Annotated in this window: 14 protein-coding genes; 6 read left to right on the top strand and 8 right to left on the bottom strand. The window is 59.0% G+C overall.

Annotation, left to right across the window (positions count from 1 at the left end; all coding sequences use genetic code 11):
- Window positions 1–15 precede the first annotated feature (15 nt).
- From PHX60_RS08350 to hemE, 4 genes are read right to left on the bottom strand one after another with little or no spacing between them, the layout of a single operon-like run.
- Complete coding sequence (locus PHX60_RS08350) at window positions 16–1,137, bottom strand: HD domain-containing phosphohydrolase (RefSeq protein WP_300076665.1); 1,122 nt, start codon at window positions 1,135–1,137, stop codon at window positions 16–18.
- Window positions 1,121–4,651: an MASE3 domain-containing protein gene (locus PHX60_RS08345; RefSeq protein WP_300076663.1), complete on the bottom strand. Its 3,531-nt coding sequence runs from the start codon at window positions 4,649–4,651 to the stop codon at window positions 1,121–1,123. The genes PHX60_RS08350 and PHX60_RS08345 overlap by 17 nt, the downstream gene beginning before the upstream one ends.
- Window positions 4,652–4,670: 19 nt before the next feature.
- The gene (gene priA, locus PHX60_RS08340) at window positions 4,671–6,785 is read right to left on the bottom strand and encodes a primosomal protein N' (protein ID WP_300076661.1); all 2,115 of its coding nucleotides are present in this window, start codon (window positions 6,783–6,785) and stop codon (window positions 4,671–4,673) included.
- Window positions 6,786–6,798: 13 nt separating this feature from the next.
- Entirely contained in the window at window positions 6,799–7,920 is a 1,122-nt protein-coding gene (gene hemE / locus PHX60_RS08335) for a uroporphyrinogen decarboxylase (RefSeq protein ID WP_300076659.1), read from the bottom strand.
- Window positions 7,921–7,990: 70 nt separating this feature from the next.
- On the opposite strand from hemE, the gene aas reads away from it, so the two are divergent.
- Window positions 7,991–10,129, top strand: coding sequence for a bifunctional acyl-ACP--phospholipid O-acyltransferase/long-chain-fatty-acid--ACP ligase (gene aas / locus PHX60_RS08330; RefSeq protein WP_300076657.1), 2,139 nt, complete (start codon window positions 7,991–7,993; stop codon window positions 10,127–10,129).
- Window positions 10,130–10,151: 22 nt separating this feature from the next.
- On the opposite strand, the gene PHX60_RS08325 is transcribed toward aas, so the two are convergent.
- From PHX60_RS08325 to PHX60_RS08315, 3 genes are read right to left on the bottom strand one after another with little or no spacing between them, the layout of a single operon-like run.
- Window positions 10,152–11,012 (bottom strand): acetyltransferase, encoded by an 861-nt coding sequence (locus tag PHX60_RS08325; protein ID WP_300076655.1) that lies wholly within the window; start codon window positions 11,010–11,012, stop codon window positions 10,152–10,154.
- Window positions 11,013–11,034: 22 nt separating this feature from the next.
- Complete coding sequence (gene hemL, locus PHX60_RS08320) at window positions 11,035–12,339, bottom strand: glutamate-1-semialdehyde 2,1-aminomutase (protein WP_300076653.1); 1,305 nt, start codon at window positions 12,337–12,339, stop codon at window positions 11,035–11,037.
- Window positions 12,323–13,261 carry a bifunctional hydroxymethylpyrimidine kinase/phosphomethylpyrimidine kinase gene (locus PHX60_RS08315; RefSeq protein ID WP_300076652.1) on the bottom strand — a complete coding sequence of 313 codons (939 nt, stop codon included), beginning with the start codon at window positions 13,259–13,261 and terminating at the stop codon, window positions 12,323–12,325. Before PHX60_RS08315 ends, hemL begins: the two co-directional genes overlap by 17 nt.
- A gap of 192 nt (window positions 13,262–13,453) precedes the next feature.
- Between PHX60_RS08315 and PHX60_RS08310 the strand changes: the two genes are divergently transcribed.
- The 5 genes from PHX60_RS08310 (at window position 13,454) to PHX60_RS08290 (ending at window position 24,385) form a co-directional block, all read left to right on the top strand.
- Window positions 13,454–13,852 (top strand): response regulator, encoded by a 399-nt coding sequence (locus PHX60_RS08310; RefSeq protein WP_300076651.1) that lies wholly within the window; start codon window positions 13,454–13,456, stop codon window positions 13,850–13,852.
- Window positions 13,852–14,217, top strand: coding sequence for a response regulator (locus PHX60_RS08305; RefSeq protein ID WP_300076649.1), 366 nt, complete (start codon window positions 13,852–13,854; stop codon window positions 14,215–14,217). The genes PHX60_RS08310 and PHX60_RS08305 overlap by 1 nt, the downstream gene beginning before the upstream one ends.
- 16 nt (window positions 14,218–14,233) lie before the next feature.
- Entirely contained in the window at window positions 14,234–14,761 is a 528-nt protein-coding gene (locus tag PHX60_RS08300; protein ID WP_300076647.1) for a chemotaxis protein CheW, read from the top strand.
- 26 nt (window positions 14,762–14,787) lie between these two features.
- On the top strand, window positions 14,788–17,055 hold the full coding sequence (locus tag PHX60_RS08295) for a methyl-accepting chemotaxis protein (RefSeq protein ID WP_300076645.1): 2,268 nt from the start codon (window positions 14,788–14,790) through the stop codon (window positions 17,053–17,055).
- A gap of 73 nt (window positions 17,056–17,128) precedes the next feature.
- A complete protein-coding gene (locus tag PHX60_RS08290; RefSeq protein WP_300076643.1) occupies window positions 17,129–24,385 on the top strand; it encodes an Hpt domain-containing protein in 7,257 nt (2,418 codons plus the stop codon).
- Between the two features lie 71 nt (window positions 24,386–24,456).
- On the opposite strand, the gene PHX60_RS08285 is transcribed toward PHX60_RS08290, so the two are convergent.
- Window positions 24,457–26,268, bottom strand: a complete 1,812-nt coding sequence (locus tag PHX60_RS08285; RefSeq protein ID WP_300076641.1) for a glutamine--tRNA ligase/YqeY domain fusion protein — start codon at window positions 26,266–26,268, stop codon at window positions 24,457–24,459.
- Between the last annotated feature and the right edge of the window lie 104 nt (window positions 26,269–26,372).

Here is a 26,372-nt window from a genome sequence, read left to right as displayed (position 1 = left end):
TAAAAAACGCTGGCTTTAGGCTTCGGCGTAGTGGTGCGCGATACGGATAAATTGTGCGTGTTCTTGCAAAAACACATCCACGATGGTCGGGTCAAAATGCTGGCCTCGGCCTTTGCAAATGATGTCAGTGGCCTGCTCAATCGTCATGGCGGGCTTATACACCCGGCGCGTGGTCAGGGCATCAAAGACATCGGCCAGCGCCATGATGCGTGCGGGCAAGGGAATATCCGCCCCCTGCTTGCCATCGGGGTAGCCTTTGCCATCCCAGCGCTCATGGTGCGATTGGGCAATTTGCCGTGCCACATCCAAGAAGGCCAAGGGTTGCGAATCATTGCGGTAGCTAGACTGGTCTGCGGCTTGCACTTTTTGCATGGCCTGTTCAATCGCTTCGCTGCCCAAGCGCGAGTGGGTACGCATGATGGCAAATTCTTCTTCGGTCAGGCTACCGGGCTTGAGCAAAATGCGGTCTGGAATTCCCACCTTGCCAATATCGTGCAAGGGGGCCGCTTTGGCGATGCGAACTTGTTGCCCTGGCGATAATTGTTCGGCATAGCCCGGACGCTGGCTCAGGGCGCGCGCCAACACTTCGACATAGCCTTGGGTGCGGTAAATGTGGTTGCCGGTGTCGGTGTCGCGCATTTCGGCCAGCATGGCCAAGGCCGAGAGGCTGGCGTTTTGCACGATTTCGTTGTCGTGCATACGCCGGGCAATTTCGGCTTCTAAAAACTTGTTTTGGTCCGCCAGCAGGTGCTGGGCGCGGCGGTTTTCGAGGTGGGTGCGTACCCGTGCCAACACCACCAGCGGGCGTATCGGTTTGACGATGTAATCCACCGCCCCCAGCTCCAGGCCACGCTCTTCGTCTTCGGCGCTATCGCGCGCCGTCACAAAAATCACGGGGATGTTTTTGGTGCTGGCATTGGCATGGAGACGCGACAACACCCCATACCCATCCAAGTCGGGCATCATCACGTCCAACAAAATCAGGTCGGGGCGCGGCTCAGAGGCTGCGGCACGCAAGGCCCGCTCGCCACAATCGGCCACCTTGACCCGGTAATGGGGTTCTAGCAAATCAGCCAGAATGCTCAGGTTTTCGGGCTGGTCATCAACCAGCAGGACGGTCTCATGGGCTTGGTGCATGGTGTTGGCGTAGCAGATGGATGGCTTGGGCGTAGTCAAAGCGTTCGATGGCAGCGGCCAAGGGTTCTAACACGGTAGCTGGCCACTGGTTTTCCAGTAGTATGGGCTGTAAGTGCCGAAACAGGCGGCGCGCCTCCAAATCATCATTACTCAGTAGATTGTGCAGTGATTGCAACTCGGATGCCAGCTGTGCCGATGGGACAGGTAGCGTAGTCAGCCCACCGGCTGTGGCTGTCGTCGCGCTGGGCGCAGCATTTGGTACGCTTGGTGCCATCGCGGTGCTTGGCACTGCAACGAGTAGTGCTGTCCGCAAAGCCGCCACCAGTGCCACCAGCTCTGTCGCCAGTGCTTGCACGGCCACTTGGGCTTGGGCGGCATCGCCGCGCTCGGCGGCCATCTCTAGCGCCAGCGCCTGCGCGCGCACCCCTTGGGCACCAATATTGCCTGCTGCTCCTTTCAGGGCATGGGCCAGCTGGCGCAGCTGGGCAAAATCGCCCAGCGCTAACAAAGCTTGCAAGCGCTGGGCATCGTTGGCATGGCCGTCGGCAAACAACGCCAAAATGCGCCGGTAGGTGGGCAATTTGCCACAGACGATTTTGAGGCCCGCCGCCATATCAAGCTGGGTAATCGCACTGAGGCGCGCGTGCAGTCCGGTATCGGCACTTGGCGCAGCCACCGACGCGCTGGCAGCAGCACCACGGCCAGCGTTACTGCCAGCAGTGCGCGATAGCCAGTGTTGCAAAGTGGCAAACAGCTTGTCGGGGTCCACGGGTTTGCTGAGGTGGTCGTCCATGCCAGCGGCCACGCAGGCTTCGCGGTCTTCGGCAAAGGCGTTGGCTGTCATGGCCAAAATGGGTACCTTGGCCCGGTCGGGCAGTTGGCGAATGGCCGCCGTGGCGGCCAGCCCGTCCATGTGCGGCATTTGCACATCCATCAAAATCAAGTCGTAGGCATGGGTGCGCGCCAATTCCACCGCCATGCGCCCATCGTCGGCCACATCCACACGCAGCCCAACACTGCGTAGCAGCTCCAATGCCACTTCTTGGTTGACGAGGTTATCTTCCGCCAATAGCACGTAGTAGCCTTGCAAATTGGGCTGGTGCAAACTGGGGCTGGTGCTGGCAACGCTGGCTTTTTGTAGCGTATCCTCGCCGGTGACCAAGCCAACGATGGTATCGAGCAGGCTAGACGATGTGACGGGCTTGGGTAGCGCTGCTGCAATGCCCGCCTCTTTGAACACGGTAATTGGGCATTCGCGCCCATAGGCGGTCACCAAGATAACGCCCGGACGCGGCTGGATGTAACGCGCCTGAATCTCTTTGGCCAAAGCAATGCCATCCATACCGGGCATTTTCCAATCGAGTAGCACCAAATCAAACGGTCGGCCATTGTGCGCTGCCTGCGCCATGATTTCGAGGGCTTGCTCGCCCGATGAAGCCAAGGTGGTGCGGCAGTGCAAGCTGTGCAGCATATCGGCCAGGGTTTCGCGGGCTTCTTCTAAATCGTCCACCACCAGCACTTCTAACTCGCGCTCTAGGGTGCGCGGCGCTTGGCTGCTCATGGCGCTGGCATCGCCCAATTGCAAGGACAGCTCTAGCCAAAACGTGCTGCCCATGCCCAAGCTGCTTTCTAAACCCACCTTGCCCCCCATCAACAGCGCCAGCCGGTGGCTGATGGCCAAGCCCAAGCCAGTGCCGCCAAACTTGCGCGTGATGGAAGGGTCGGCCTGCTCGAAGGGTTGAAACAAACGCCCTTGCTGCTCCGGGCTAAGGCCAATGCCGGTGTCGCTGATTTCAAAGCGCACCACCACGGCATCGGCTTGCTGCTGCACCAAGCGCGCGCGCAGGGCAATCGCCCCAGATTCGGTAAATTTGACCGCATTGGTGGCAAAATTGAGCAGCACTTGCGACAAACGCATCCGGTCGCCACGCAATACCTTGGGCAAAGCCGGGTCAATGCGGCTAATCACCTCAATGCCTTTGGCCTCGGCTTTGTCGCAAATTAAACCATGCAGGCTATGAAACACCCCTTCTAACGGAAAATCAGCCACTTCTAACGTAAGTTTGCCTGCTTCTATTTTAGAAAAATCTAAAATATCGTTGATAATACTCAACAGGTGCTGGGCGGCATCGGTCACTTTATCTAAGCGCTCAAATTGCTGCGGTAGTACGGCATCACGGCGCATTAAGTGCGTCAAACCCAAAATAGCATTCATCGGGGTGCGAATCTCGTGGCTCATATTGGCCAAAAATGCGCTTTTGGCTGCATTGGCTTGGTCGGCTTCAATTTTGGCCTGTTGCAGCTCTTCCATCATGCGCTCTTGGGCGGTAATATCTTGTACCGTGCCAGCAATGCGCTCTACCTGTCCATTGTCGTCTTGAATAGACTCGCCACGCACTTGGATAAAAATGGTACGCTCTTCATTGATGATTCGCAATTTTATAATAAATGGAACACCGTGCTGGCGGCAATTTTCTAAGGCTTCTAAGAAAATAGCACGGTCTTGTGAATGCACAGTTTCTAATACTTGCCCCAAAGTTTGCTGGCCTGATTCGGCAATACCAAAACTGCGAAATACTATCCCACTCCAATCCCAGCGGCCATCGTCCATTCTCCAACACCAGCGCCCTAAATTGGCAATGGTTTGCGCCTCTTGCAAGTTGGCTTCACGTTGTTTAATTTCGCGAAATAATAAATTGACGGGGTCACGCAAACCAGTAACCACCACCGCACGGTAAATCAGCGCAAAAGCCGCAATTTTGCAAATATGGCCCAGCTGGTTAAAGGTATCGCTCATGCTGTCCGCCACATAGAGCGTAAAACACAGCTCGGTGGCAATCATCAGCGCAAGTGACCATTGCAGACAATGATAGACTTGGCTTTCAAACAGATAGCGACGCTGGTGCAATAAATATACACTACCTAACAACAGGGCGCAGATAATATATTCACTGACGACCTTAAACGGTGTCAAACCCTTGCCAGGCTCAAAACACACCGGAAAAATTTTCCAATACAAAATGGAAGCCACCAGCCCGGTGGTGACGATGCCAAAAATACCCAGCGTCAGTGGAATATGAACCTGTCTGCGTGTACCCAAAAAACTAAACCCCACCAACATGCTGATAGCTTCCATGTAGCGGGCAGCAATCCATAACTGTGGCGCGTAATAGTCGTAATCGGTAAAAATTGGCATACCTTTGTAAGCCAAGGTATGAAAAAAATCCATCACCCCAACAAACAAATAAGCCAAGCCAATAAATAAAATATATTGGTTGCGAATCGAAGCAGCGCAATTGATTGCAATAATAAACAGGGTTACTGCAATAAAGATACTAAAAAATTCTGCGACGCTATGAAAAAGTAAATAGCTATAATAACTGGTCAAATAAACGCCAGACACCAGCAGCAAAAAAAATGCCACACTGCCTGCTGAAGAATTAAAGTGGGCAGGAAAGAAGGCTAAAAAGCGTTCTTTATAACTAGGCGCTGTGTGGGTGGCAGAAAATGTCATAGTATCTCTGAGTGCGTGTTCAAATCGCCAGCGGATCCACATCCACCAGCCAGCGCACCAGTCCTTTGTGTTCGGGTTGGCGGCGTAGAGCGTGCAGTAATGCTTGCCAAGCAGCCAAAAAATGCTGCAATGCTGGGCGGTTATCGCTTTCTAACAGCATTTGGGCGCGCTCTACATTGGCCACGCGCTGAATGGCCAAAGGTACCGCTGGGTAGAGTGTCACATGCTGACCCAAACCGGGCAAGCCTTGGGCATGGGCTGCCGCGCTGGCGGCGGTCAAAAAGCCTTGGGCGACCTCTTGCGTGCGCGCATCGGCCCGTATGAGCGCCTGAAAGGCAAATGGGGGCATGGCGGCATCGCGGCGCTCTTGCAATTGCTGCTCGGCAAAGGCAACGTAATCGTGCTGGCGCAAAGCAGCCACGACGGCGTGTTCGGGGTAGAAGGTTTGCAACCACAGTTCACTGCGGCTGCCTTGGCGCTCAAGGTATTGGGCATCGCGCCCAGCGCGGCCACCGGCTTGCATCAACAGCGAAAACAAGCGCTCAGGTGCCCGAAAATCACTCGAAAACAACGCTCCATCGGGTTGCACTGCCGCCACCAAAGTAATGCGCCTGAAGTCATGGCCTTTGGCAATCATTTGCGTGCCCACCAGCACGTCCACCTCACCAGCATGCACCTGTGCCAGTTGCGCTTCTAAGGCCCCTTGGGCGCGCGTGCTGTCGGCATCGATGCGCGCCACGCGCACCGGGCCACCATCGGGGCGGCGTACATCCGCCAGCAAGGTGGTCAGTTGCTCCTCTAGCTGTTCGGTGCCTTTGCCTATGGGGGTGATGTCGGGGCTGCCACAGCTGGGGCAAGCGCGCGGCACGCGCACGCTAAAGCCGCAATGGTGGCAGCGCAAGCTGCGGTCGGTTTTGTGAAAAACTTGGTGCGCGCTGCAATGCGGGCAGTCGCTTTTCCAAGTGCAATCGGCGCAATGCAGCACCGGGGCATAGCCGCGCCGGTTGAGCAAAATCAGGCACTGCTCGCCGCGTTCTAAGCGTTCTTGCAGCGCGGCCAGCAAGGGTGCAGAAAAAACCGTGCGTTTGGGCTGCTGCTGCATATTCACCACGCGCAGCTTGGGCAAAGCCCCCGCGCCGATGCGGCCGGGCATGTGCAGGCGCAGGTAGCGCCCGCCGGGGTCGTCGGCGCTGGGCGGACGGCTGGCGTACCAGCTCTCTAACGAGGGTGTAGCACTGCCCAAAATGACTTTGGCATTTTGTTCACGCCCACGCCAAATAGCCAAATCGCGCGCCGAGTAACGCGCTCCCTCTTGTTGCTTGTAACTGGGGTCGTGTTCTTCATCAACGACGATGAGGCACAATTGCGGCATGGAGGCAAACACCGCCATGCGTGTGCCCAAGACAATGCGCGCGCTGCCGCTGTGCGCGGCCAACCAGCTTTTCAGGCGTTGTGGGTTGCTCATGCCGCTGTGCAGCGAGACCACATTTTCCACGCCAAAGCGTTGCACAAAGCGTGCTTGCAATTGTGGGGTCAGGTTGATTTCGGGCACCATCACCAAGGCTTGGGCCGTGGCATCGGCGGCCAGCATGGCTTGCACGCAGCGCAAATAGACCTCGGTTTTGCCGCTGCCGGTGCTACCAAACAGCAAAAATGGCCCCGGCTGGCTGGCAATTTGCGCTCGGGCGCTTTCTTGCTCGGCGCTCAAATCCACTAGCGGCACGGGGTTTGCGTTTTTCGGGCTGGCGGCGTTTGGGCGGCGCAAACGCCGTGCCAGTTGTTCGGGTTGTAAATCGCGCAACTGCGGTGGCAGGGCCATCAGGGCGATTTCACCCAGCGTGCGCTGGTAGTAACGCGCCGCAAAGCCTACCAAGCGCCGCCAGTGCGCATCCAGCGGCGCAATCCCGTTGAGCGCGGCGCTAATGGGGCGCAGTTCTATGCCCTCAGGCGGGGCCGCCAGTGCTTCCCAAACCACGCCCAGCACCTCACGCCGCCCCAAGGGCACGCGCACCAGCGTTCCCGCTGCCAGCGGCTGCGCGTTGCGGTAGGTGAGCAGGTCGCCCATCCCGCTGTGGGCGGGCGTTTGCACCGCCACAGCGATAGCGTGATTCGGTGCATCGGCGCTGCTGCTCATGATGGAGGAAAAATCAGCTTTGGCGCATGGCGCGAGATTGGCGATGCACCGCTTCCACCAGCGCCGCTACATGCTCGGGTGGGGTGAACTGGCTGATGCCGTGGCCCAAGTTAAAAATATGCGTCGGGCCGCTGGTGTTGCGGTCGGTGTGGGGGGTACCAAAGCTGGCCAATACTTTGGCGACTTGGGCCTCAATTTGCGCGGGTGGAGCAAACAGCACATTCGGGTCGATATTTCCTTGCAAGGCTTTGCCGGGGCCACCGACATCACCGCCGACGATGGCGCGCGCTTGGCCGAGGTTGGCTGTCCAGTCTAAGCCCAACACTTCGCAATCCAGCGGCTTCATCTCGGGCAACCAAATACCGCCGCCTTTGGTAAAAACAATGCGTGGCACATCAGTGCCATCAACGCCAGTGCGTTTGAGCTGCGCCAGCACGCGCGCGGTGTAGGCCAAACTAAATTCTTGGAAAGCACCATCGGCCAGCACACCGCCCCAGCTGTCAAACACCATCACGGCTTGCGCTCCGGCATCGATTTGCGCGTTCAGGTACTGGGCCACAGCGTCGGCATTGATAGCCAAAATGCGGTGCATCAAGTCCGGGCGCGAGTACATCAGGGTTTTGACCAGCCGGTAGTCGTCCGAGCCTTTGCCCTCGACCATGTAGCAAGCCAGCGTCCACGGGCTGCCCGAAAAACCAATCAGCGGCACCCGGCCTTGCAAGGCTTTGCGGATGCTGGTAACGGCATCGAACACATAGCGCAGTTTGTCCATGTCCGGCACGGCCAGTTGGGCCACATCGGCCTCGGTGCGTACCGTTTTGGCAAAGCGTGGGCCTTCGCCCTCGGCAAAGCTCAGGCCCAAGCCCATCGCATCGGGCACGGTGAGGATGTCAGAGAACAAGATGGCCGCATCCAACGGAAACCGCTCCAACGGCTGCAAGGTCACTTCGGTGGCGTAATCCACATTCATGGCCAATCCCATAAAACTGCCCGCTTTGGCGCGGGTGGCTTTGTACTCGGGCAGGTAGCGTCCGGCTTGGCGCATCAGCCACAGTGGGGTGTAATCGGTCGCCTGACGGCGGCAAGCACGCAAAAAGGTGTCGTTGATGAGGGGGGCGAAGGCAGATGGATTCATGCTCGCCATTGTCGCAGGCTGTAGGCCAGTGGCACTACCATCTACCACCCGACAACGGAGTTCTTGCCACATGCTCAAACCACTGCTACGCGCTACCTTACGAGGTGTTTTTCGACTGCTGTACCGGGTACAGGTCAAAGGCGATTTAGGCCATTTGCACCAAGAAAAAACCCTGATTGTGGCGAACCACCAGTCGCTGTTGGACGGGGTGCTGCTGGCACTGTTCTTGCCAGTAGAGGCCACCTTTGTGGTGAATACAGGCATTGCCAACAAACCGTTCTTCCGTTCCGTATTGCGTTTGGCACGCCATCTAACGGTAGACCCGACCAACCCGCTGGCCATGAAAACCGTGGTGGCACGGGTGAATGAAGGCGAGCCGGTGGTGATTTTTCCCGAGGGACGCATCTCAGTCACCGGTTCGTTGATGAAAACCTACCCCGGCACCGGCTTTGTGGCGGCACGCAGCCAAGCCAGCGTGGTGCCGGTCAGCATTGAAGGGGCGTTGCATACCCCTTTCAGCTATGTGAAAGGGCTGTTTCCAACCCGTTGGTTTCCCAAAATTACCCTCACTATTCACCCACCGCATACCATTGCCCGCGCCGAAGGCCCAGCGCGCGAAGCGCGGCGCAAAGCCGGTGAAGACCTGCACCGCGTGATGCAGCACATGACGCTAGAGTCGCGCGAACGCACCACGCTGTTTTCTGCCCTGTTGCAGGCCCGTGCGCGTTTTGGTGGCGCTTATATGCTGGTGGAAGATGTGCGCCTGCAAGAGGAGTCTTACAACACCTTGCTCAAAATGGCCTTGGGTGCAGCGCGTCTGCTGCTGCCGCACACCCACCCCGGCGAGGCCGTGGGCGTGTTGCTGCCCAACAGCACCGGCACGCTGGCGGCTATTTTGGGCCTGACTGCCTTTGACCGTGTGCCCGCGCTGCTCAATTACAGCGCCGGGGTGGGCGGGGTGCAAGCCGCTTGCCATGCCGCGCAGGTCAAAACCATCGTCAGTAGTCGCCTGTTTATTGCCAAGGGTGGGCTAGAAAAATTGATCGCCGGACTAGAGCCACATTACCAAATTTTGTACGTGGAAGACCTGAAGCAACGCATGGGCCTGTCGGACAAACTGTGGATTGCCGCCCGCATGGTGGCCCCACAGCGCTTGATTGCCCCCGGCAACCCCGATGCGGCGGCGGTGATTTTGTTTACCTCAGGCTCTGAGGGCAAACCCAAGGGCGTGGTGCATAGCCACAACTCGCTCTTGGCGAATATCGCCCAAGTGCGGGCCAGTGCCGACTTCAAACCCAGCGACAAGTTCTTTTTGGCGCTACCGCTGTTTCACTCGTTTGGCCTGACCTGTGGCGCTTTGCTGCCGGTGTTGGCAGGCTGCAAACTGTTTCTCTACCCCAGTCCGCTGCATTACCGCATCATCCCCGAGTTGGTGTATGACCGCGATGCCACGGTGCTGTTTGGCACCAGCACCTTCTTAGGGGCTTATGGCAAGCTGGCGCACCCCTTTGACTTTGCCCGGCTGCGCTATGTGGTGGCTGGCGCAGAAAAGCTCTCGGATGCCGTGCGCGATTTATGGTTTGATAAATTTGGCGTACGCATTTTGGTCGGCTATGGCACCACCGAATGTGCGCCGGTGCTGGCCGTTAATACCCCGATGGCTGCGCGTAGTGGCACGGTAGGCAAGTTGCTGCCGGGCATCCAATACCATTTAGAACCTGTGCCCGGCATTGCCCAAGGCGGCGCACTGTATGTGCAAGGCCCGAACGTGATGAAAGGCTATCTGCGCTACGAGAACCCCGGCCTGCTCGAAGTGCCGCAAGCCTTAGGCCGCCCTGGTTGGTACGAGACCGGCGATATTGTCTCGATAGACAACGATGGCTTTGTCCGCATCGAAGGCCGTATCAAACGCTTTGCCAAGGTAGCGGGCGAAATGGTGTCTTTGGATGTGGCCGAGCAGGTGGCGGTGAAAGCCTCGCCACTGCACCAACATGCGGTGTTGGCGCAAGCCGACCCAGCCAAAGGAGAAAACCTGCTGCTGCTCACCACCGATGGCACCTTGAACCGGACGCAACTGGTAGCCGCCGCCCAAGCCTTGGGTGCGCCCGAGTTGGCCGTGGCACGCAACATCCGCGTGGTAGAGCGGATTCCGGTGTTAGGCTCGGGCAAAACCGACTATGTGAGTTTGCAGGCGCAGTTGGCAACCTGAAACCCTCGCCCTATCCATCGCCTTAGCGTTGCCGCTGCAACAATACTTGGCTGATAGCTTGGTCTTTTTCTTGCCAAACGCCATCCAGCCAAGTTTGCAACTGGCCGCGCTGCTTGCCACCGCCTTTGAGCAACTCGGGTGGAATGGGGCGCAATTGCACCTGCACCACCACATCGCCCAAGCGGCCACACATGGCATCGACAAAGCTGGGCACTTTGTCGGGATAGACAATCGTCACGTCTATCAGACCATCGAGCAAATCACCCAGCGTACCCAAAGCCATCGTCACTGCACCGGCTTTGGGGGCCAACAAATGCTGGTAAGGCGATGCCTGCTCCGCCTGTTTGGCAGGTGTTAAACGGGTACCTTCGGCAAAACTGGTGACCGTGGTGGGCACCTGCCGAAATTTTTCGCAGGCTGCTTTGGCATCACGCAGGTCTTTGCGTGCTGTGCCGCCGCCACTGCCCCGGCGCATAAATGGGAAATCCAAGGCCCACCAAGCCAAATTCAAAATCGGCACATACAGCAGCTCACGCTTCAAGAAAAACTTGAGCATCGGCACGCGCCGGTTCAGTACCCGTTGCAACACCAAAATATCCATCCAACTTTGGTGGTTGCACACCAACAGATACCAACCCTCTGGGCGCAAACCGGGTGCCAACTCCACCTGCCAGCGGCTGCGGTTGACGCTGCCCAACCAGACTTGGTTCAAGTCAATCCAAAGCGATGGAATGCGGTTGAGGATACGGTCTGTCCAGCGGCGCACCGGGGCCAATGGCAGCAGCAGTTTGAGCAGCGCCAGCGGTAGCATCAAAGTGCAAAAAAGCACGCTGTTGCACAGCAAAATCAAGGCTGAAAAACAAAACTTCAGGGCAGCAAACATAAGTGCAGCAAGCCGAGCCGCCTTACAGGCGCTTGAACGCCTCACGCGCGGCAGCGATGGTTTCCTCAATGTCTTGCGCCGTATGGGCGGCACTGACAAAACCGGCCTCGTACAGCGCTGGGGCGATGTACACGCCACGCTCTAGCAAGCCGTGGAACAGCTGGTTAAAACGTGCGCCATCGCTACGCATCACTTGGCCGTAGTTGCTGGGCAACTCGGGCAGCAAGAAGAAACCAAACATCCCGCCTTCGCAGTCGGCGCTAAAGGGCACGCCTTCGGCGGCAGCAGCAGCGTTCAATCCGTCCACCAGCGTGCGCGTGCGTGCTGAGAGTGCTTCAAAAAAGCCCGGCACACTAATTTGGCGCAAGGTGGCCAACCCGCAAGCGGTAGCCACCGGGTTGCCCGACAGCGTGCCCGCTTGGTACACCGCGCCCAAGGGGGCCATTTGCTCCATCACCACGCGTTTGCCACCAAAGGCGGCCAGCGGCATACCGCCACCAATCACCTTGCCCATGACGGTAATGTCAGGCTCAAAACCGGGAATATCACGCGCATACACGCTTTGCGCGCCGCCCAGTGCCACCCGAAAGCCGTTCATCACCTCGTCAAACACCAGCAGCGCCCCATATTGCGTACACAACTCGCGGCAACGGCGCATAAATGGCACACTGGCACGGACAAAGTTCATGTTGCCCGCAATCGGTTCTATCATCACGCAGGCCAAATCAGCACCGTGCAAAGCAAAGGCTTCTTCCAACTGGGTGATGTTGTTGTATTCCAACACCACCGTGTGCTGCACCACTTCGGGCGGCACCCCAGCACTGGTGGCACTGCCAAAAGTAGCCAGCCCTGAACCCGCTTTGACCAGCAAGGCATCCGCGTGGCCGTGGTAGCAGCCTTCAAATTTGATGATTTTGCTGCGCCCAGTGGCCCCACGCGCTAAGCGGATAGCGCTCATACCCGCCTCAGTGCCGGAACTTACCAAGCGCACCATTTCTAGCGATGGCATCAGCGCAATAATGGCCTCGGCCAGTTCAATTTCGCGCTCGGTGGGCGCGCCAAAAGAGAAACCCTCCAGCGCTGCTTTTTGCACCGCCTCTAGCACCGCCGGGTGGCCGTGGCCCAAAATCATCGGCCCCCAAGAACCGATGTAATCGATAAAGCGTTGGCCGTTGGCATCCCACATATAAGCGCCTTGGGCGCGTTCGATGAAACGGGGCGTACCGCCCACCGCCTTAAAGGCGCGCACGGGCGAGTTCACACCCCCCGGAATCACGGCCTTGGCACGTTCAAACAGGGGCAGGTTGCGGTCAGTGTTGTGTGTCATGGGAGGGAAAAACAAAACCAGCGACAGAGTGGGAATCGGTGCCGTCGTCGCTCTCGGCATCGGGGGGCGTTGCGGCCTCGTCTGTGACCACCCAAAACAGCCGGTCGGGCACTACATGGCCCATACCGGGGCAAAAGCCGTTTTCTAGGCATTGGTCTAAAAAACCCAGGGCTTCGCCACAGGCTTGGCCTAAATCGCTGCCCGTGGCCAGCAAACCGGCCAGCGCCGCCGAGAGGGTATCGCCCGCACCGATAAAAGTGCCGTCGAACAGCTCAAACGCACCCCGGCCCAGCACCGCATCGGGCGAGGCCAGCACGTTTTCTAGCATTTGATTCGGCTGGGCTATGCCCGTGACCAGCGTAAAGGGCGTACCCATGCGGGCCGCAGCAGCGGCAATATCGCGCGCGCTGGGGCTGTGTTCGCCCTCCCAATCGGGCAGCAACCAACGCCACAGCGTATTGTGGTGGCCCACCAACACCGAAGTTTGCGGCAACAACAACTCGCGCAGGGCATCCAAATAGCTATCGGTGTAGCTTTCTTGCCACCAAGACAAGTCGGGCAGGTAACACACCAAAGGCAGCTCGGCATAGTCAGCGGCCAAGGCAGCGATGGTGCCGATATTCTCGGGGCTGCCGACAAAGCCTACTTTAATCAGCCGAACCGGCACATCTTCTAGCACCGCGCGCGCTTGTTCTAGCACCGCCTCATCGTCTAAGCTGAAATGGTCAAAAATGGTGCGCGTATCGCGGGCATAAGCCCCGGTAAGCACGGCGCAAGGATGGCAGCCCACAGCCGTGAGGGTACTGATGTCCGCCGTTAAGCCGCCCGCACCGCTGGGGTCGTTGGCGTTGAACACCATCACGCAGACGGGCACTTGTGCCAAGGTAGAGGAATCGCTGGCGGGGGGAGTAGAGGCTGTCATGAACCCAACTCACAAAGGGTGACAAACGATGGCACGGAAACTGCAATCCGAAGGGATTGGACTAGCTACAATGATTGCATTCTACGTGAAGGCCCTTTAAGCTGTGCCCGCCCCCAAGACTGGCATTGCGGTATGGCCCTATTGCCACGGTGTTGCAACTTGGCTTATTTTTTCCGTCGGGAGCGGTGACAATTGACTACAACTGGTACAACTTTCAAGGTGCTCGTGGTGGATGACAGCAATACCATTCGGCGCAGTGCAGAGATTTTTCTCAAACAAGGGGGCCACGAGGTCTTATTGGCCGATGATGGCTTTGATGCTTTGGCCAAGGTCAACGACTACCAGCCCCAGCTGATTTTCTGCGACATCCTGATGCCCAAGCTCGATGGCTACCAGACCGTGGCCATCATCAAACGCAATGCCCGCTTTGCCAATACGCCGGTGGTCATGCTGTCATCCAAAGATGGCGTGTTTGACAAGGCGCGTGGCCGCATGGTGGGCTGCCAAGAGTACCTTACCAAACCTTTCACCAAAGACCAGCTGTTGCAAGCGGTGCAGCAGTTCGGTCATTCTCATCAAGGAGCGAACTAATGCCCATCCAAAAAGTGCTGGTTGTCGATGATTCCAAGACCGAACTGATGTTTTTGTCTGATTTGCTGCACAAAAAGGGCTTGCAAGTGCGTACAGCAGAAAACGCCGAAGAAGCCTTTCGCCGCTTGGCCGAAGACAAGCCCGACCTGATTTTGATGGATGTGGTCATGCCCGGCCAAAACGGCTTTCAGCTCACCCGTGCCATCTCGCGCGATCCGCAATACTCCGACATCCCCATCATCATGTGTACCAGCAAAAACCAAGAAACCGACCGGGTTTGGGGAATGCGCCAAGGTGCGCGTGGTTACATCACCAAGCCGGTCGATGCTGCCGAGCTGCAAGCCAAAATTGACGCCCTGAACTGACACACAGGCGTCGCTTATGGCCAACAGAGAAGCCCTGCGCGCTCTTCAAACCCGACTTGCCAACCGCTTACAGGCCGCCAAAAACGAAGAAATCTCGGTTTCTTCCTGGCTGGCAGTAGAGTCTGGTGGTCAGTTTTATTTGCTGCCTTTGGGCCAAGCTGGTGAAATTTTTCACTGGACGGTGCCCCAGCCCGTACCCTACACCCGCCCTTGGTTTTTAGGCGTGGCCAATTTGCGCGGCAACTTGTTTAGCATGGTGGATTTGGCCTCCTTTTTAGGCGGCCAGCCGCTACGCAGCGAGCAAGCCTTGGCCGCCTCCAGCCTCTTGGTGTTCAATGCCGCCCTAGAGGTGAATGCGGCCTTGCTGGTGGACCGTTTGCTGGGCTTGCGCGGGCTGGATGCGTTTGTCAGTGCCGAGGCACCCGCAGACGATGCTGCCCCCTTTCTGGGTAGCACCTACCTCGATGCCCAAGGCACGCGCTGGCAAGAGTTGAACCTGCAACAATTATCACAATACCCCGGATTTTTGAGCATCAGCGCTTGAGTCTCTCTCTTTGAAGGTTTGCCCCCATGTCAGTTGTCTCCAAACTTGGCAGCATGTTCAGTCGCCAGCCTGCAAAATCTGATGCGGCCCTGGAGCAAGATTCGCTGGCCGGTGCTTCGCTCGATAGCAATCTGCGCGAAGTCTTTCCCGGCGAAGCCCTCAACAGTGTTCAAGTCGATCAGGATGGTGCCTTTGGCACCGATGCAGCCAATGCGGCCCAAAGTGGCGATTTGATTGAGCTACCGCTGTTGGGCAAGGCCGTAGCGGCCAGCCACCAGCGCCGTTTGCTGATTTTGCTGGCAATTGGTGTGGTGGTGGTAGCTTTGATTGCCGGTTGGGTGTTGCGCCAAGCCGACCGCGCGGCCCAGCAATTGGCGGCCACCGGGCAAGCGCTGATGCAGTCGCAACGGCTGGCCAAATCGGTATCACAGGCCCTAGTGGGCAGTGCCCAAGCCTTTCCCGATGTGCAAGAAAGCGCTGGCGTACTGGCACGCAACGTGCGCGCGCTCAATGATGGCGATGGTGAGTTGGGGGTATATGCTTTGGGCGAGCCTTTCAAGCCCGAATTGCAAGCCATTGCACCGCTGATGGAGCGCGCTGACCACAATGCCACCACCGTGATGGGCCAGCAAAAAATTCTGACCCAAGTGGGCGATGCGTTGCGTACCGTCAACCGCCAATCGTCCGACTTGCTGGAAATTGCCGAAACCATTGTGTCGCTGAAAATTCAGCAAAACTCTTCGGCCACCGAAATTTTCAACGCCGGACAACTGGTGATGTTGACCCAGCGGATTGGTAAATCGGCCAACGAGTTCCAAACCACCGAGGGGGTTAGCCCCGAGGCGGTGTTTTTGCTGGGCAAAGACTTGAACTCGTTCAAAGAAATTTCACAGGGATTGCTCGATGGCAGCAACGAGTTGCGCCTGCCACCCACACGCGATGCACAAACACGCGAACATCTGCAATCGCTGATTAACTTGTACGAGCAAACCCGCGTGCAAGCCAGCGCCATTTTGGGCAACTTGCAAGGCTTGGTCTCGGCGCGCGAAGCGCAAACCGCGATTGTGGGCGATAGCGAACCGCTGCGTCGCCAATTAGAAGCCTTGCAAAGCAAGTTGTCGGCGCAAACCGGCATGGGCGTGGGCCAGTTTGCCGCCCTGTTGCTGGCAGCCTCGTTCGTGCTGCTGTGCGGTATCGGTATTTCGCGTGTGCAGCTACTCGACAGCCGCAACCGCCAATTGGCAGCTGAATTGCAAAACAAAAACGCACAGCGCCAAGAGCAAGAAGCCAAACGCATCAACGATGCCAACCAAGCAGCTATTTTGCGCCTAATGAACGAACTGCAATCGGTGGCCGAGGGCGATTTGACCCAAGAAGCCACCGTGACCGAAGACATTACCGGCGCGATTGCCGACTCGGTGAACTACACGGTCGAAGAGCTGCGCGTACTGGTAGGCAGCGTACAAAACACCGCCACCCGCGTGGCCCAAACCACCGCCCAAGTGGACAGCACGTCGACCGAACTGTTGGCGGCCTCGACCGAACAGCTACGCGAAATTCGCGAAACCGGCCGCTCGGTACTGGAGATGGCCTCGCGCATTAACGAAGTGTCGGGCCAAGCGCAAGAATCCGCCACGGTGGCGCGCCAATCGCTGCAAGCCGCAGATTCTGGTCTGCAAGCGGTACAAAACGCCATCGGTGGTATGAATGCCATCCGAGACCAAATTCAAGAAACCTCCAAGCGGATTAAGCGGCTGGGTGAATCGTCACAAGAGATTGGTGAAATCACCGAGCTGATTTCTGACATTACCGAACAAACCAACGTGCTGGCTTTGAACGCCGCGATTCAGGCAGCGTCTGCGGGTGAAGCCGGACGCGGCTTCTCGGTGGTGGCGGAAGAAGTGCAGCGTCTGGCTGAACGCTCCGCCGATGCGACGCGCCAAATTTCGGCACTGGTGAAAGCCATTCAGACCGATACCCAAGACGCGGTGGCCGCTATGGAGCGCTCCACCCAGGGTGTGGTCGAAGGGGCGCGCTTGTCCGATAGCGCTGGTACGGCCCTGTCCGAAATTGACCACGTTTCGCGCCGCTTGGCCGATTTGATTGAGCAAATTTCTTCTGCCACCTCCAGCGAAGCCACACTGGCCAACGATGTGGCCGAAAACATCCAGCATATTTTTGCTGTGACCGAGCAAACCGGTGAAGGCACCCGCACCACAGCCCAGCAGGTGCGCGAGTTGTCGCACATGGCCGAAGAATTGCGTCAGTCGGTCGCTCGGTTCAAGATTGCCTAAGCAACTGTGCTACCAAGCCAGCCATTGAACCTCCTGAATAACCCTAGGGCTCTGTGTAGCCGGGAATAAATGCATGTCGATTGAGGCGAACCAAGCACCGGCTACCGAGGTCAGCCAGGGCGAACAAGACCTGGGGCCTTTGGCCTGGGTGTTAGAAGAATTACGTAAATCGCTCGATGGGGCTGTCAAGTCCTTGCGCCGTTTTGTCCACGATGCCCAAACCGCGCAAACCTCGGATTTGGCCGCTTTGGATGCCAGCTCGTTACGCATGGCGCGCCAGCAACTGCACCAAGCCAGCGGTGCCCTCGAAATGATTGGCATGGAGCCGCCCGCACTGCTGCTGCGTGCGATGGAAGCGGCTGTCCTGCGCTACGTGCAACGCCCCGAGTTATGCACCGAAGAAGCTGCCGCCAGCCTAGAGCGTGCCAGCTTTGCCCTGAGCGAATACCTCGACACGATATTGGCCGGTAAAAATGTCTCGGCAGTGGCTTTGTTTCCGCAATACCGCGATGTGCAAACCCTGGCCGGTGCCGAGCGCTCCCACCCCGCAGACCTGTGGCCGGTAGAGCGGCGCCTGCGTGAACCAGCCACTGCGGTCGAAGTAGCACCCATCACCTACGGCCCCGAAGCACGGGCGCGCCTAGACCAAGCGGTACTCAAAATCGTTAAAACCGGCAGCCCCGAGGCGGCACGCGATTTGGGCAAGCTGTGCTTGGAGTTGGCCGCTGGAGTCACCGACAAACCGGTACGCACCTTCTGGAAAATCGGCGCGGCCTTTTTTGAAGCCTTCGCCCACAGCCTGTTTGCCCCCGATGTGTATGCCAAGCGCGCCGCCTCGCGCGTGCTAATGCAATACGCCACCTTGGCCAAGGGCGATACCACCCTGACCGACCGGCTGGTGCAAGACCTGTTGTTTTTCTGCGCGCAAGCCAAGCCATCACCAGCCAGCCAAACCCCGGCCCTAGAGGCGGTGCGTCAAACTTTTGCCTTGCAACGCTTTACGCCGGTAGATTACGAAACCCGGCGCTTTGGTCGCTTTGACCCCGCCGTCCTGGCCCAAGCGCGCAAGCGTATTGCCACCGCCACCGAAACCTGGTCTTCTTTGGCGGGCGGTGATCGCAACAAGCTCAAACCAGCGGCCGACCAATTCAGCTTGGTCTGTGACTCGCTACGCAAGCTCCATCCCAGCAGCGAGGCTCTGGCCCAAGCCCTGAGCAAGGTGGTAGAAGGCACTTTGCGCTCGGGCGAGCCGCCACCGCCTGCACTGGCAATGGAGGTAGCAACCTCGGTGCTGTACCTGCAAGCGGCCTTTGAAGAGCTAGACAGCGCCGAAGAACACATGTCGCAGCGCGCCAAACGTTTGGCCGAGCGGCTAGACCAAGTACGCATGGGCGCTGAACCCGACCCACTAGAACATTGGATGGAAGACCTGTACCGGCGCGTCAGTGACCACCAAACGATGGGCAGCGTCGTCGATGAGCTGCGTATTGCCTTGGGCGAAGCTGAGCGGGCGATGGACCAGTTCTTCCGCAAGCCCGACGACACCAGCCCCTTGAAAGGCGTGCCCAACCAATTGGCGCAAATGCGCGGCGTGTTGTCGGTCTTGGGATTAGACCAAGCTTCGCTGGCCGTAGTGCGGATGCGCGACACCATCGAACGCTTGCTGCTCAAAGAGGTGCAAACGCCGCAAGAGCGCAGCCAAAGTTTTGAAAAACTGGGTAACAGTTTGGGGGCCTTGGGCTTCTTGATTGACATGCTCAGCTACCAGCGCACTTTGGCGCGCAAGCTGTTTGTCTATGACGAAGCGCTGGGCGAGTTGCGCTCGCTCATGGGCCGCGCCCGCACCCGTGCCGACGACGAGGAAGAAGAAGCCACAGAAAAAATCGAAGCGCGCGCCGCCCAAGCCTTGCCCGAGGTGGCCCCCAAAGCCCCAGTGGCCGCTGCTGCCCCTCCGGCGGCAGTGGTGCCACCGCCTTCTGCCCCCAGTGCTGCACCTGTGGTTGCTGCTGCGCCGCCGTCGCCAGTGGCCACACCCGCCCCCAGCCCAGCGCCAGCAGCAGCACCAACACCGGCAGTCGCTACGCCAGCCACGCCAGCGGCCCCAGCTCCAGCGCTGCCCACCACGGTGGTACGCCCGACACTGGATTTGGACGACGAACTGCTGGACATTTTCTTGGAAGAAGCCAAAGAAGTGGTCGGCAATGGCTTGGCCGCTGTGGCCACCTTGGAAGAAAATCCGGGGGATTTGAGCGAACAAACCACCCTGCGCCGGGCATTTCATACGCTCAAGGGCAGCTCACGCATGGTGGGGCTGAACGATTTTGGCGAAGCTGCCTGGTCGATGGAGCAGCTGCTCAATGCGTGGCTGGCCGAGCAAAAACCTGCACAGCCACCACTGTTGCAATTGTCTGGTGATGCCTTGCGCGCCTTTGACCGTTGGGCCGATGACATCGCTAAAGGCCAGTTTGACGGCTGGCAAGTAGCGCCATTTCAAGTATCTGCCGATGCCCTGCGCTTAGAGCATAAAGTAGTGCCGCTCAATTTGTCTGCTGCGGCCACTGCCAGCGCTATACCCGCAGCGGCTGCACCGACACCGGCTGTGGCGGTGCCACCCCCCGCTGTGGAGCCTACCCTGCAAGCGCCAGCATGGCCCGATTTGTCCCTCACCATGCCCCAAGCTGCGGCTGGTGCTGGTGCCGCACCTTTGGAATGGGCCAATACCGAGCCAGCAGGTTTATCGCTTGCCCCCGCTCCAGCGCCCAGCTTGCCCGAAATGGTGGCAGAAGAAATCGACTTCTCGCAATTTAGCGTCACTCTCGACAGTGCCACACCGACAGCCGCCCAAATAGAAGCTGAAGCGCAAGCCAAAGCTGCCGCCGAGGCTGAAGCTCGCGCCAAGGCAGAAGCTGAAGCACAAGCACGCGCTGAAGCCGAGGCACGTGCCAAGGAAGAAGCCGAAGCGCAAGCACGCGCCGAAGCCGAGGCCCTCGCTAAGGCAGAAGCCGAAGCACAAGCCCGTGCCGAAGCCGAGGCACAAGCCAAGGCAGAAGCTGAAGCGCAAGCCCGCGCCGAAGCCGAGGCACGTGCCAAGGCAGAAGCCGAAGCACAAGCCCGCGCTGAAGCCGAGGCCCTCGCTAAGGCAGAAGCTGAAGCGCAAGCCCGTGCCGAAGCCGAAGCACGCGCCAAAGCAGCAGCCGAAGCGCAAGCCCGCGCTGAAGCCGAGGCCCTCGCTAAGGCAGAAGCCGAAGCACAGGCCCGTGCCGAAGCCGAGGCACGCGCCAAGGCAGAAGCTGAAGCGCAAGCCCGCGCTGAAGCCGAAGCCCTCGCTAAGGCAGAAGCCGAAGCACAGGCCCGTGCCGAAGCCGAGGCACGCGCCAAGGCAGAAGCTGAAGCGCAAGCCCGCGCCGAAGCCGAGGCACGTGCCAAGGAAGAAGCCGAAGCGCAAGCACGTGCCGAAGCCGAGGCACGCGCCAAGGAAGAAGCTGAAGCGCAAGCCCGCGCTGAAGCCGAGGCACGTGCCAAGGAAGAAGCCGAAGCGCAAGCACGCGCTGAAGCCGAGGCACGTGCCAAGGAAGAAGCCGAAGCGCAAGCACGTGCCGAAGCCGAGGCACGCGCCAAGGAAGAAGCCGAAGCGCAAGCCCGCGCTGAAGCCGAGGCCCTCGCCAAAGCAGCAGCTGAAGAACAAGCACGTGCCGAAGCCGAAGCCCTCGCCAAGGCAGAAGCCGAAGCACAAGCACGCGCCGAAGCCGAGGCCCTCGCCAAGGCAGAAGCCGAAGCACAAGCCCGTGCCGAAGCCGAGGCCATCGCCAAAGCAGAAGCTGAAGCTGAAGCGCAAGCCCGCGCTGAAGCCGAAGCCATCGCCAAAGCAGAAGCAGAAGCGCAAGCCCGCGCTGAAGCCGAGGCCCTCGCCCAAGCAGCAGCCGAAGAACAAGCACGCGCCGAAGCCGAGGCCATCGCCAAAGCAGAAGCTGAAGCGCAAGCCCGCGCTGAAGCCGAAGCCATCGCCAAAGCAGAAGCCGAAGAACAAGCCCGCATTGAAGAAGAAGAGCAGGTCCAACGCATTGGCAGTTTGCGTATTGGCACCGCCTTGTACAACGTCTATGTCAGTGAAGCCCAAGAATGGGTGCGCCGCCTCAACCGCAGCCTACAAGACTGGGCGCAGGCGCTGCAAGAACCCGTCTCGGACACCGCCGTAGCGTTGGCCCACTCCTTGGCGGGCAGCTCGGCCACGGTGGGCTTCATGGCCTTGTCCGAAACAGCACGCCTGCTAGAACACACGCTGCTGCATGTGCAACCGCAACACCACGGCGAGCCTGAACAGGCCCAAGTGTTCTTGGCCGCTGCCCAAGATATTGACTATTTGTTGCAGCAGTTTGCCGAAGGCGTATTGGTCACAGCCAACGTGCAGGTACAAGAAGACCTGCGCCACATCCTGCAAACTGAGGTCATCACCACCCTGTCACCACCGCTAGAGGACACGCTGGCCGCCTTGGCCGAACTAGAAGAACAAGAAGAAGCCCGCGCCGCCCAGGCCCAAGCCCAAGCAGCAGCCGAAGCAGCGCAACACCATGCCCACAGCTTGGCTCCAGCCGCGCCAGCACCTTTTGCTACGCCTGCACCTGCACCCGCCTCTGACGAGGAAGGCAGCTTCGAGCTGTCACTGGAAGAAGAACTGGCGGCAATGGAAGCCGAAGCCGTAGCCGCCAGCACGGCAGCCATCACCCCGATGGCAGAGCCGACCTGGTCAGCGCCAGAGGCTATCGAACCACCAGCACCAGCACCAGCGCCGGTAACACAAGCACCGCCAGCGTCGCCGCCCGCCGCCCAAGCAGCACCCGACAACGACCAGCAAGTCGATGCCGCCATTGCCAATGCGATGGCTTTGGACACCGAACACGACGACGATATCGACGTGCTGGACATGATTGACCCCGACCTGTTCCCCATCTTTGAGGAAGAAGCACAGGAACTGTTGCCACGTTTGGGAGCCTCCTTGCGCCAGTGGTCGGCGCGTCCGGCCAACTTGGCCGCCCGCAGTGAACTGCTGCGCGCTTTGCACACCCTCAAGGGCAGCGCGCGCTTGGCTGGTGCCATGCGCTTGGGCGAGATGGCACACCGCCTCGAATCAGCGATTGAAGAGCTGGATGTCGATACCGTCACCAGCGAGCAAATAGACCCGATGCTGGCCCGGCTTGACAGCTTGCAGGCCAATTTTGATGTGCTGCGCGTCATCAGCGCCCAAGGCCCGGCCGAGCCGGTGGTGGTGGAAGCACCCAAGTCCAGCAACGCCACGGCCTCGGCACCGGTCGGTGCCACCGATGGCAGTCCGTCCACCAGTGCAGACGGCGCTTCGTCGTCTTCGGCCCAGCATCCGCTACTGGCGGCCATCCCAGCACGCTTGCAGACGATTAAAGCAGCGGCACCATCGCGCGCGGCATCGCAACAATCGGTGCGCGTGCGCGCGCAGTTGCTGGACCGCTTGGTCAACCAAGCCGGTGAGGTGATGATTAGCCGCTCACGGCTAGAGTCGCATGTGGGCCAAATCAAAACCTCCTTGGCCGATTTGTCGGTCAACTTGGACAAGCTGCGCCAGCAACTGCGTGACATTGAGTTGCAATCTGAGTCGCAAATGCAATCGCGCTTGGCACAAACCAAGGAAATGGCCGCTGGCTTTGACCCGTTAGAGTTTGACCGCTTTACCCGCGTGCAAGAACTCACGCGCATGATGGCCGAATCCGTCAACGACGTGGCCACGGTGCAGCGCAACCTGCAACGCTCGATGGTCGGTGCCGAAGACGAGCTGATTGCCCAAGGCCGCCAAGCACGCGAGTTGCAGCGCGATTTATTGCGTACCCGCATGTTGGAGTTTGAAGGCATCTCGGAGCGCCTGTATGCCGTGGTGCGCTTGGCCTCCAAAGAGATGGGCAAACAAATCAAGCTCGACATCACCGGCGGCTCGATTGAAATGGACCGTGGCGTACTCGACCGCATGACCCCGGCCTTTGAGCACTTGCTGCGTAACTGTGTCGCCCACGGCATTGAGTCGCCCGAGCAACGCCAAGCCGCCGGTAAACCAACCATCGGTACCATTGCCGTGCATCTGCGCCACGAAGGCAACGACGTGTCGGTAGAGTTCCGCGATGATGGTGCGGGTTTGAATTTGCCACGTATTTTGGCCAAAGCGCAAGAGCAAGGCTTGGTGGCTCCCGGTGCCCAAATCACCGATGCCGAAGCCGCTAACCTCATCTTTATGCCCGGCTTTACCACAGCGGCCAGCCTGTCTGGCATTGCCGGACGTGGCATCGGCATGGACGTGGTGCGCTCCGAAATCAAAGCGCTGGGTGGCCGGATTGAAACCAGTACCGAAGCGGGCAAGGGTACCTCTTTCCGCATGGTGCTGCCCCTGACCACGGCCGTGACGCAGGTGGTGATGCTGCGCGCTGGCAACCTGTCGTTTGGTGTACCGGCCAACTTGGTCGAAGTGGTGCGCCGCACACCGATTGCCGATTTAGAACAAGCCTACCAAAGCGGCCAATTTGACGTAGCAGGCGAGAAGGTGCCCTTCTTCTGGGCCGGTGGCTTGTTGCAAGCCACCTTGCACAGCGAAGAACACCAAGGCAAAAACCGTCCAGTGGTGGTGTTCCGCAGTGCCTCACAACGGGTCGCCTTGCACGTCGATGAAGTGCTGGGCAACCAAGAAGTGGTGGTGAAGAACCTCGGGCCACAGTTGGCACGTTTGCCAGGGTTGGCCGGCATGTCGGTGCTGGCCTCGGGGGCGGTGGTACTGATTTACAACCCAGTGGCCTTGGTCACGGTGTATGGCGAGCGGGTGCGCGCTGCCTTGCAGGCCGTATCGCCAGCCGTGCAGGCGGGGGTGGCTACGGCTACCGCCAGCGCCAAGCCCGCCGCCATGACTGCTGCGCCCCAAGTGCCCTTGGTGTTGGTGGTGGACGACTCCATCACCGTGCGCCGCGTGACGCAGCGCCTGTTGCAGCGCGAAGGTTACCGCGTCTCGCTGGCCGCCGATGGCTTACAAGCGCTGGAGCGTTTGCAGGAAGAACGCCCCACCGTGGTGCTGTCCGACATCGAAATGCCGCGCATGGATGGCTTCGATTTGGCGCGCAATATCCGCATGGATGAAAAGCTGCAAGGTCTGCCTATCATCATGATTACCTCGCGTATCGCGCAAAAGCACCAAGAACACGCGATGGAGTTGGGCGTGAACCACTATCTGGGCAAGCCCTATTCGGACGAAGAGCTGATGAGCTTGGTCAAGCACTACGCCCAATTGGCCGCCGCGCAGGCCGAGGCGGTCGAGCAGGCGACTTAAACGCCTGCCATCCGCCGCGCGCCACCGCACACACACGCCGCCAGCCGCTAGGGCTTGGCGGCGTTGTTTTTTTAGGTGCCCCAGCTGTCTTTCAGGCCGACGGCGCGGTTGAACACCGGCTTGCCGGGCGCGTGGTCAAGTCGGTCAGCGACAAAATAACCGTGGCGTTCAAACTGGAACTTGGCATCGGGCTGGGCATGGGCCAGTGATGGCTCAATGATGGCCGTGACCACCTTCAGGCTGTTGGGGTTGAGGGCTTGCAAAAAGTCCTTGCCACCGGCATCGGGTTGGGCATCGACAAACAGGCGGTCGTACATGCGTACTTCGGCCTGTACGCCATCGCTCACGCCCACCCAGGTAATCGCCGCTTTCACTTTAACGCTGTCGGCACCGGGGGTGCCGCTCTTGGTGTCGGGCACTACGGTGGCCAGTACCTCGGTAATGTGGCCGTTTTCATCCTTGGTGCAGCCGGTGCATTCAATCACATAGCCGCCCTTGAGGCGTACCTTGTTGCCGGGGAACAGGCGCTTGTAACCCTTGGGCGGCACTTCGGCAAAGTCTTCGCGCTCAATCCAAACTTCTTTGCCGATGCTGAAGTGGCGCGTGGGGGACGCGGTGCCCTCGGGTGGATGGGGCAATGCGGGCAGGGTGCAAGGCTCTAGGTGGCCTGCGCCCATCACCTCGTCCCAGTTGCTCAACACCAGCTTGACCGGGTCTAGCACCACCATACCCCGGTGGGCTGTGGCTTCTAGGGTTTCACGCAGGCAGCCTTCTAGCGTGCTGTAATCAATCCAGCTATCGCTCTTGGTGACACCAATGCGCTCGGCAAACAGTTGCAGGCTTTCGGGGGTGTAACCCCGGCGACGCAGGCCGACGATGGTGGGCATACGCGGGTCGTCCCAACCGTTCACTTTGCCCTCATTCACCAATTGGGCCAGTTTGCGTTTGCTGGTCACGACGTAGGTCAGGTTCAGGCGGGCAAATTCGTATTGGTGCGGTGGTGGGCTGGCCAACAGACCGCCTTCTATCAGGCGCTGCAACAGCCAGTCGTAAAACGGGCGTTGGTCTTCAAACTCCAGCGTGCAGATGCTGTGGGTGATTTGCTCCAGCGCATCTTCAATCGGGTGGGCAAAGGTGTACATCGGGTAGATGCACCATTGGTCGCCGGTATGGTGGTGGGTAGCGTGCTTGATACGGTAGATGGCCGGGTCACGCAGGTTGATGTTGGGGCTGGCCATGTCGATTTTGGCGCGCAACACGGCAGCACCATCGGGCAAGACTCCATCGCGCATTTGGCGAAAGCGGGCCAAATTTTCTGCTGGGGTGCGGTTGCGGAATGGGCTATCCATGCCGGGCTTGCCAAAATCACCCCGGTTGGCGCGCATTTCTTCGGCGCTTTGTTCATCCACATAGGCATGGCCAGCTTCAATCAGGGCTTCAGCGGCACGGTACATGAAACCAAAATAATCACTGGCTTGGTAGGGCTGGTCGTTGCCGGGCTGGCTCCAGTCAAAGCCTAGCCAACGCACCGTGTCCATGATGCTGTTGACGTATTCTTGGTCTTCTTTTTCTGGGTTGGTATCGTCAAAGCGCAAATGGCAGACACCACCGTAATCACGCGCCAGGCCAAAATTGAGGCAAATCGACTTGGCATGGCCTACATGCAGGTAGCCATTGGGTTCGGGCGGAAAGCGCGTGCGGATTTTGGCCGGGTCTGGTGCGCCAGCGGCGTGGTGTGCGGCATCGCCGGGGCTGCCAGCCCAACGGCGGCTGGCGTAGGTGCCATTGGCCAAATCGCTCTCGATGATTTGGCGCAAAAAGTTGCTCGGCTTTTGGCTTTCGGGGGCCGCAGTGGCGGCAGGGGCAGGTGTGGGGATACTCATAACGGGCATTTTAGGCCGGAGGATGGGCGCTGCGCGTCTAGGTTTCTCAGGCTCCATATACGTCCAGAAACAAGTTAAACCGCATTCTTTACCTGAATGTGCCA

Origin of the sequence: Giesbergeria sp., assembly GCF_028686475.1 — a bacterium.
GTDB lineage: Bacteria > Pseudomonadota > Gammaproteobacteria > Burkholderiales > Burkholderiaceae_C > Simplicispira.
This window is presented reverse-complemented; position numbering and strand designations above follow the sequence as displayed.

What these genes read in the sequence shown, in the direction of transcription:
- PHX60_RS08350 (WP_300076665.1), bottom strand. Translation starts at nt 1,137, where the DNA reads ATGCACCAAGCCCATGAGACCGTCCTGCTGGTTGATGACCAGCCCGAA.
- PHX60_RS08345 (WP_300076663.1), bottom strand. Translation starts at nt 4,651, where the DNA reads ATGACATTTTCTGCCACCCACACAGCGCCTAGTTATAAAGAACGCTTT.
- priA (WP_300076661.1), bottom strand. Translation starts at nt 6,785, where the DNA reads ATGAGCAGCAGCGCCGATGCACCGAATCACGCTATCGCTGTGGCGGTG.
- hemE (WP_300076659.1), bottom strand. Translation starts at nt 7,920, where the DNA reads ATGAATCCATCTGCCTTCGCCCCCCTCATCAACGACACCTTTTTGCGT.
- aas (WP_300076657.1), top strand. Translation starts at nt 7,991, where the DNA reads ATGCTCAAACCACTGCTACGCGCTACCTTACGAGGTGTTTTTCGACTG.
- PHX60_RS08325 (WP_300076655.1), bottom strand. Translation starts at nt 11,012, where the DNA reads ATGTTTGCTGCCCTGAAGTTTTGTTTTTCAGCCTTGATTTTGCTGTGC.
- hemL (WP_300076653.1), bottom strand. Translation starts at nt 12,339, where the DNA reads ATGACACACAACACTGACCGCAACCTGCCCCTGTTTGAACGTGCCAAG.
- PHX60_RS08315 (WP_300076652.1), bottom strand. Translation starts at nt 13,261, where the DNA reads ATGACAGCCTCTACTCCCCCCGCCAGCGATTCCTCTACCTTGGCACAA.
- PHX60_RS08305 (WP_300076649.1), top strand. Translation starts at nt 13,852, where the DNA reads ATGCCCATCCAAAAAGTGCTGGTTGTCGATGATTCCAAGACCGAACTG.
- PHX60_RS08300 (WP_300076647.1), top strand. Translation starts at nt 14,234, where the DNA reads ATGGCCAACAGAGAAGCCCTGCGCGCTCTTCAAACCCGACTTGCCAAC.
- PHX60_RS08295 (WP_300076645.1), top strand. Translation starts at nt 14,788, where the DNA reads ATGTCAGTTGTCTCCAAACTTGGCAGCATGTTCAGTCGCCAGCCTGCA.
- PHX60_RS08290 (WP_300076643.1), top strand. Translation starts at nt 17,129, where the DNA reads ATGTCGATTGAGGCGAACCAAGCACCGGCTACCGAGGTCAGCCAGGGC.
- PHX60_RS08285 (WP_300076641.1), bottom strand. Translation starts at nt 26,268, where the DNA reads ATGAGTATCCCCACACCTGCCCCTGCCGCCACTGCGGCCCCCGAAAGC.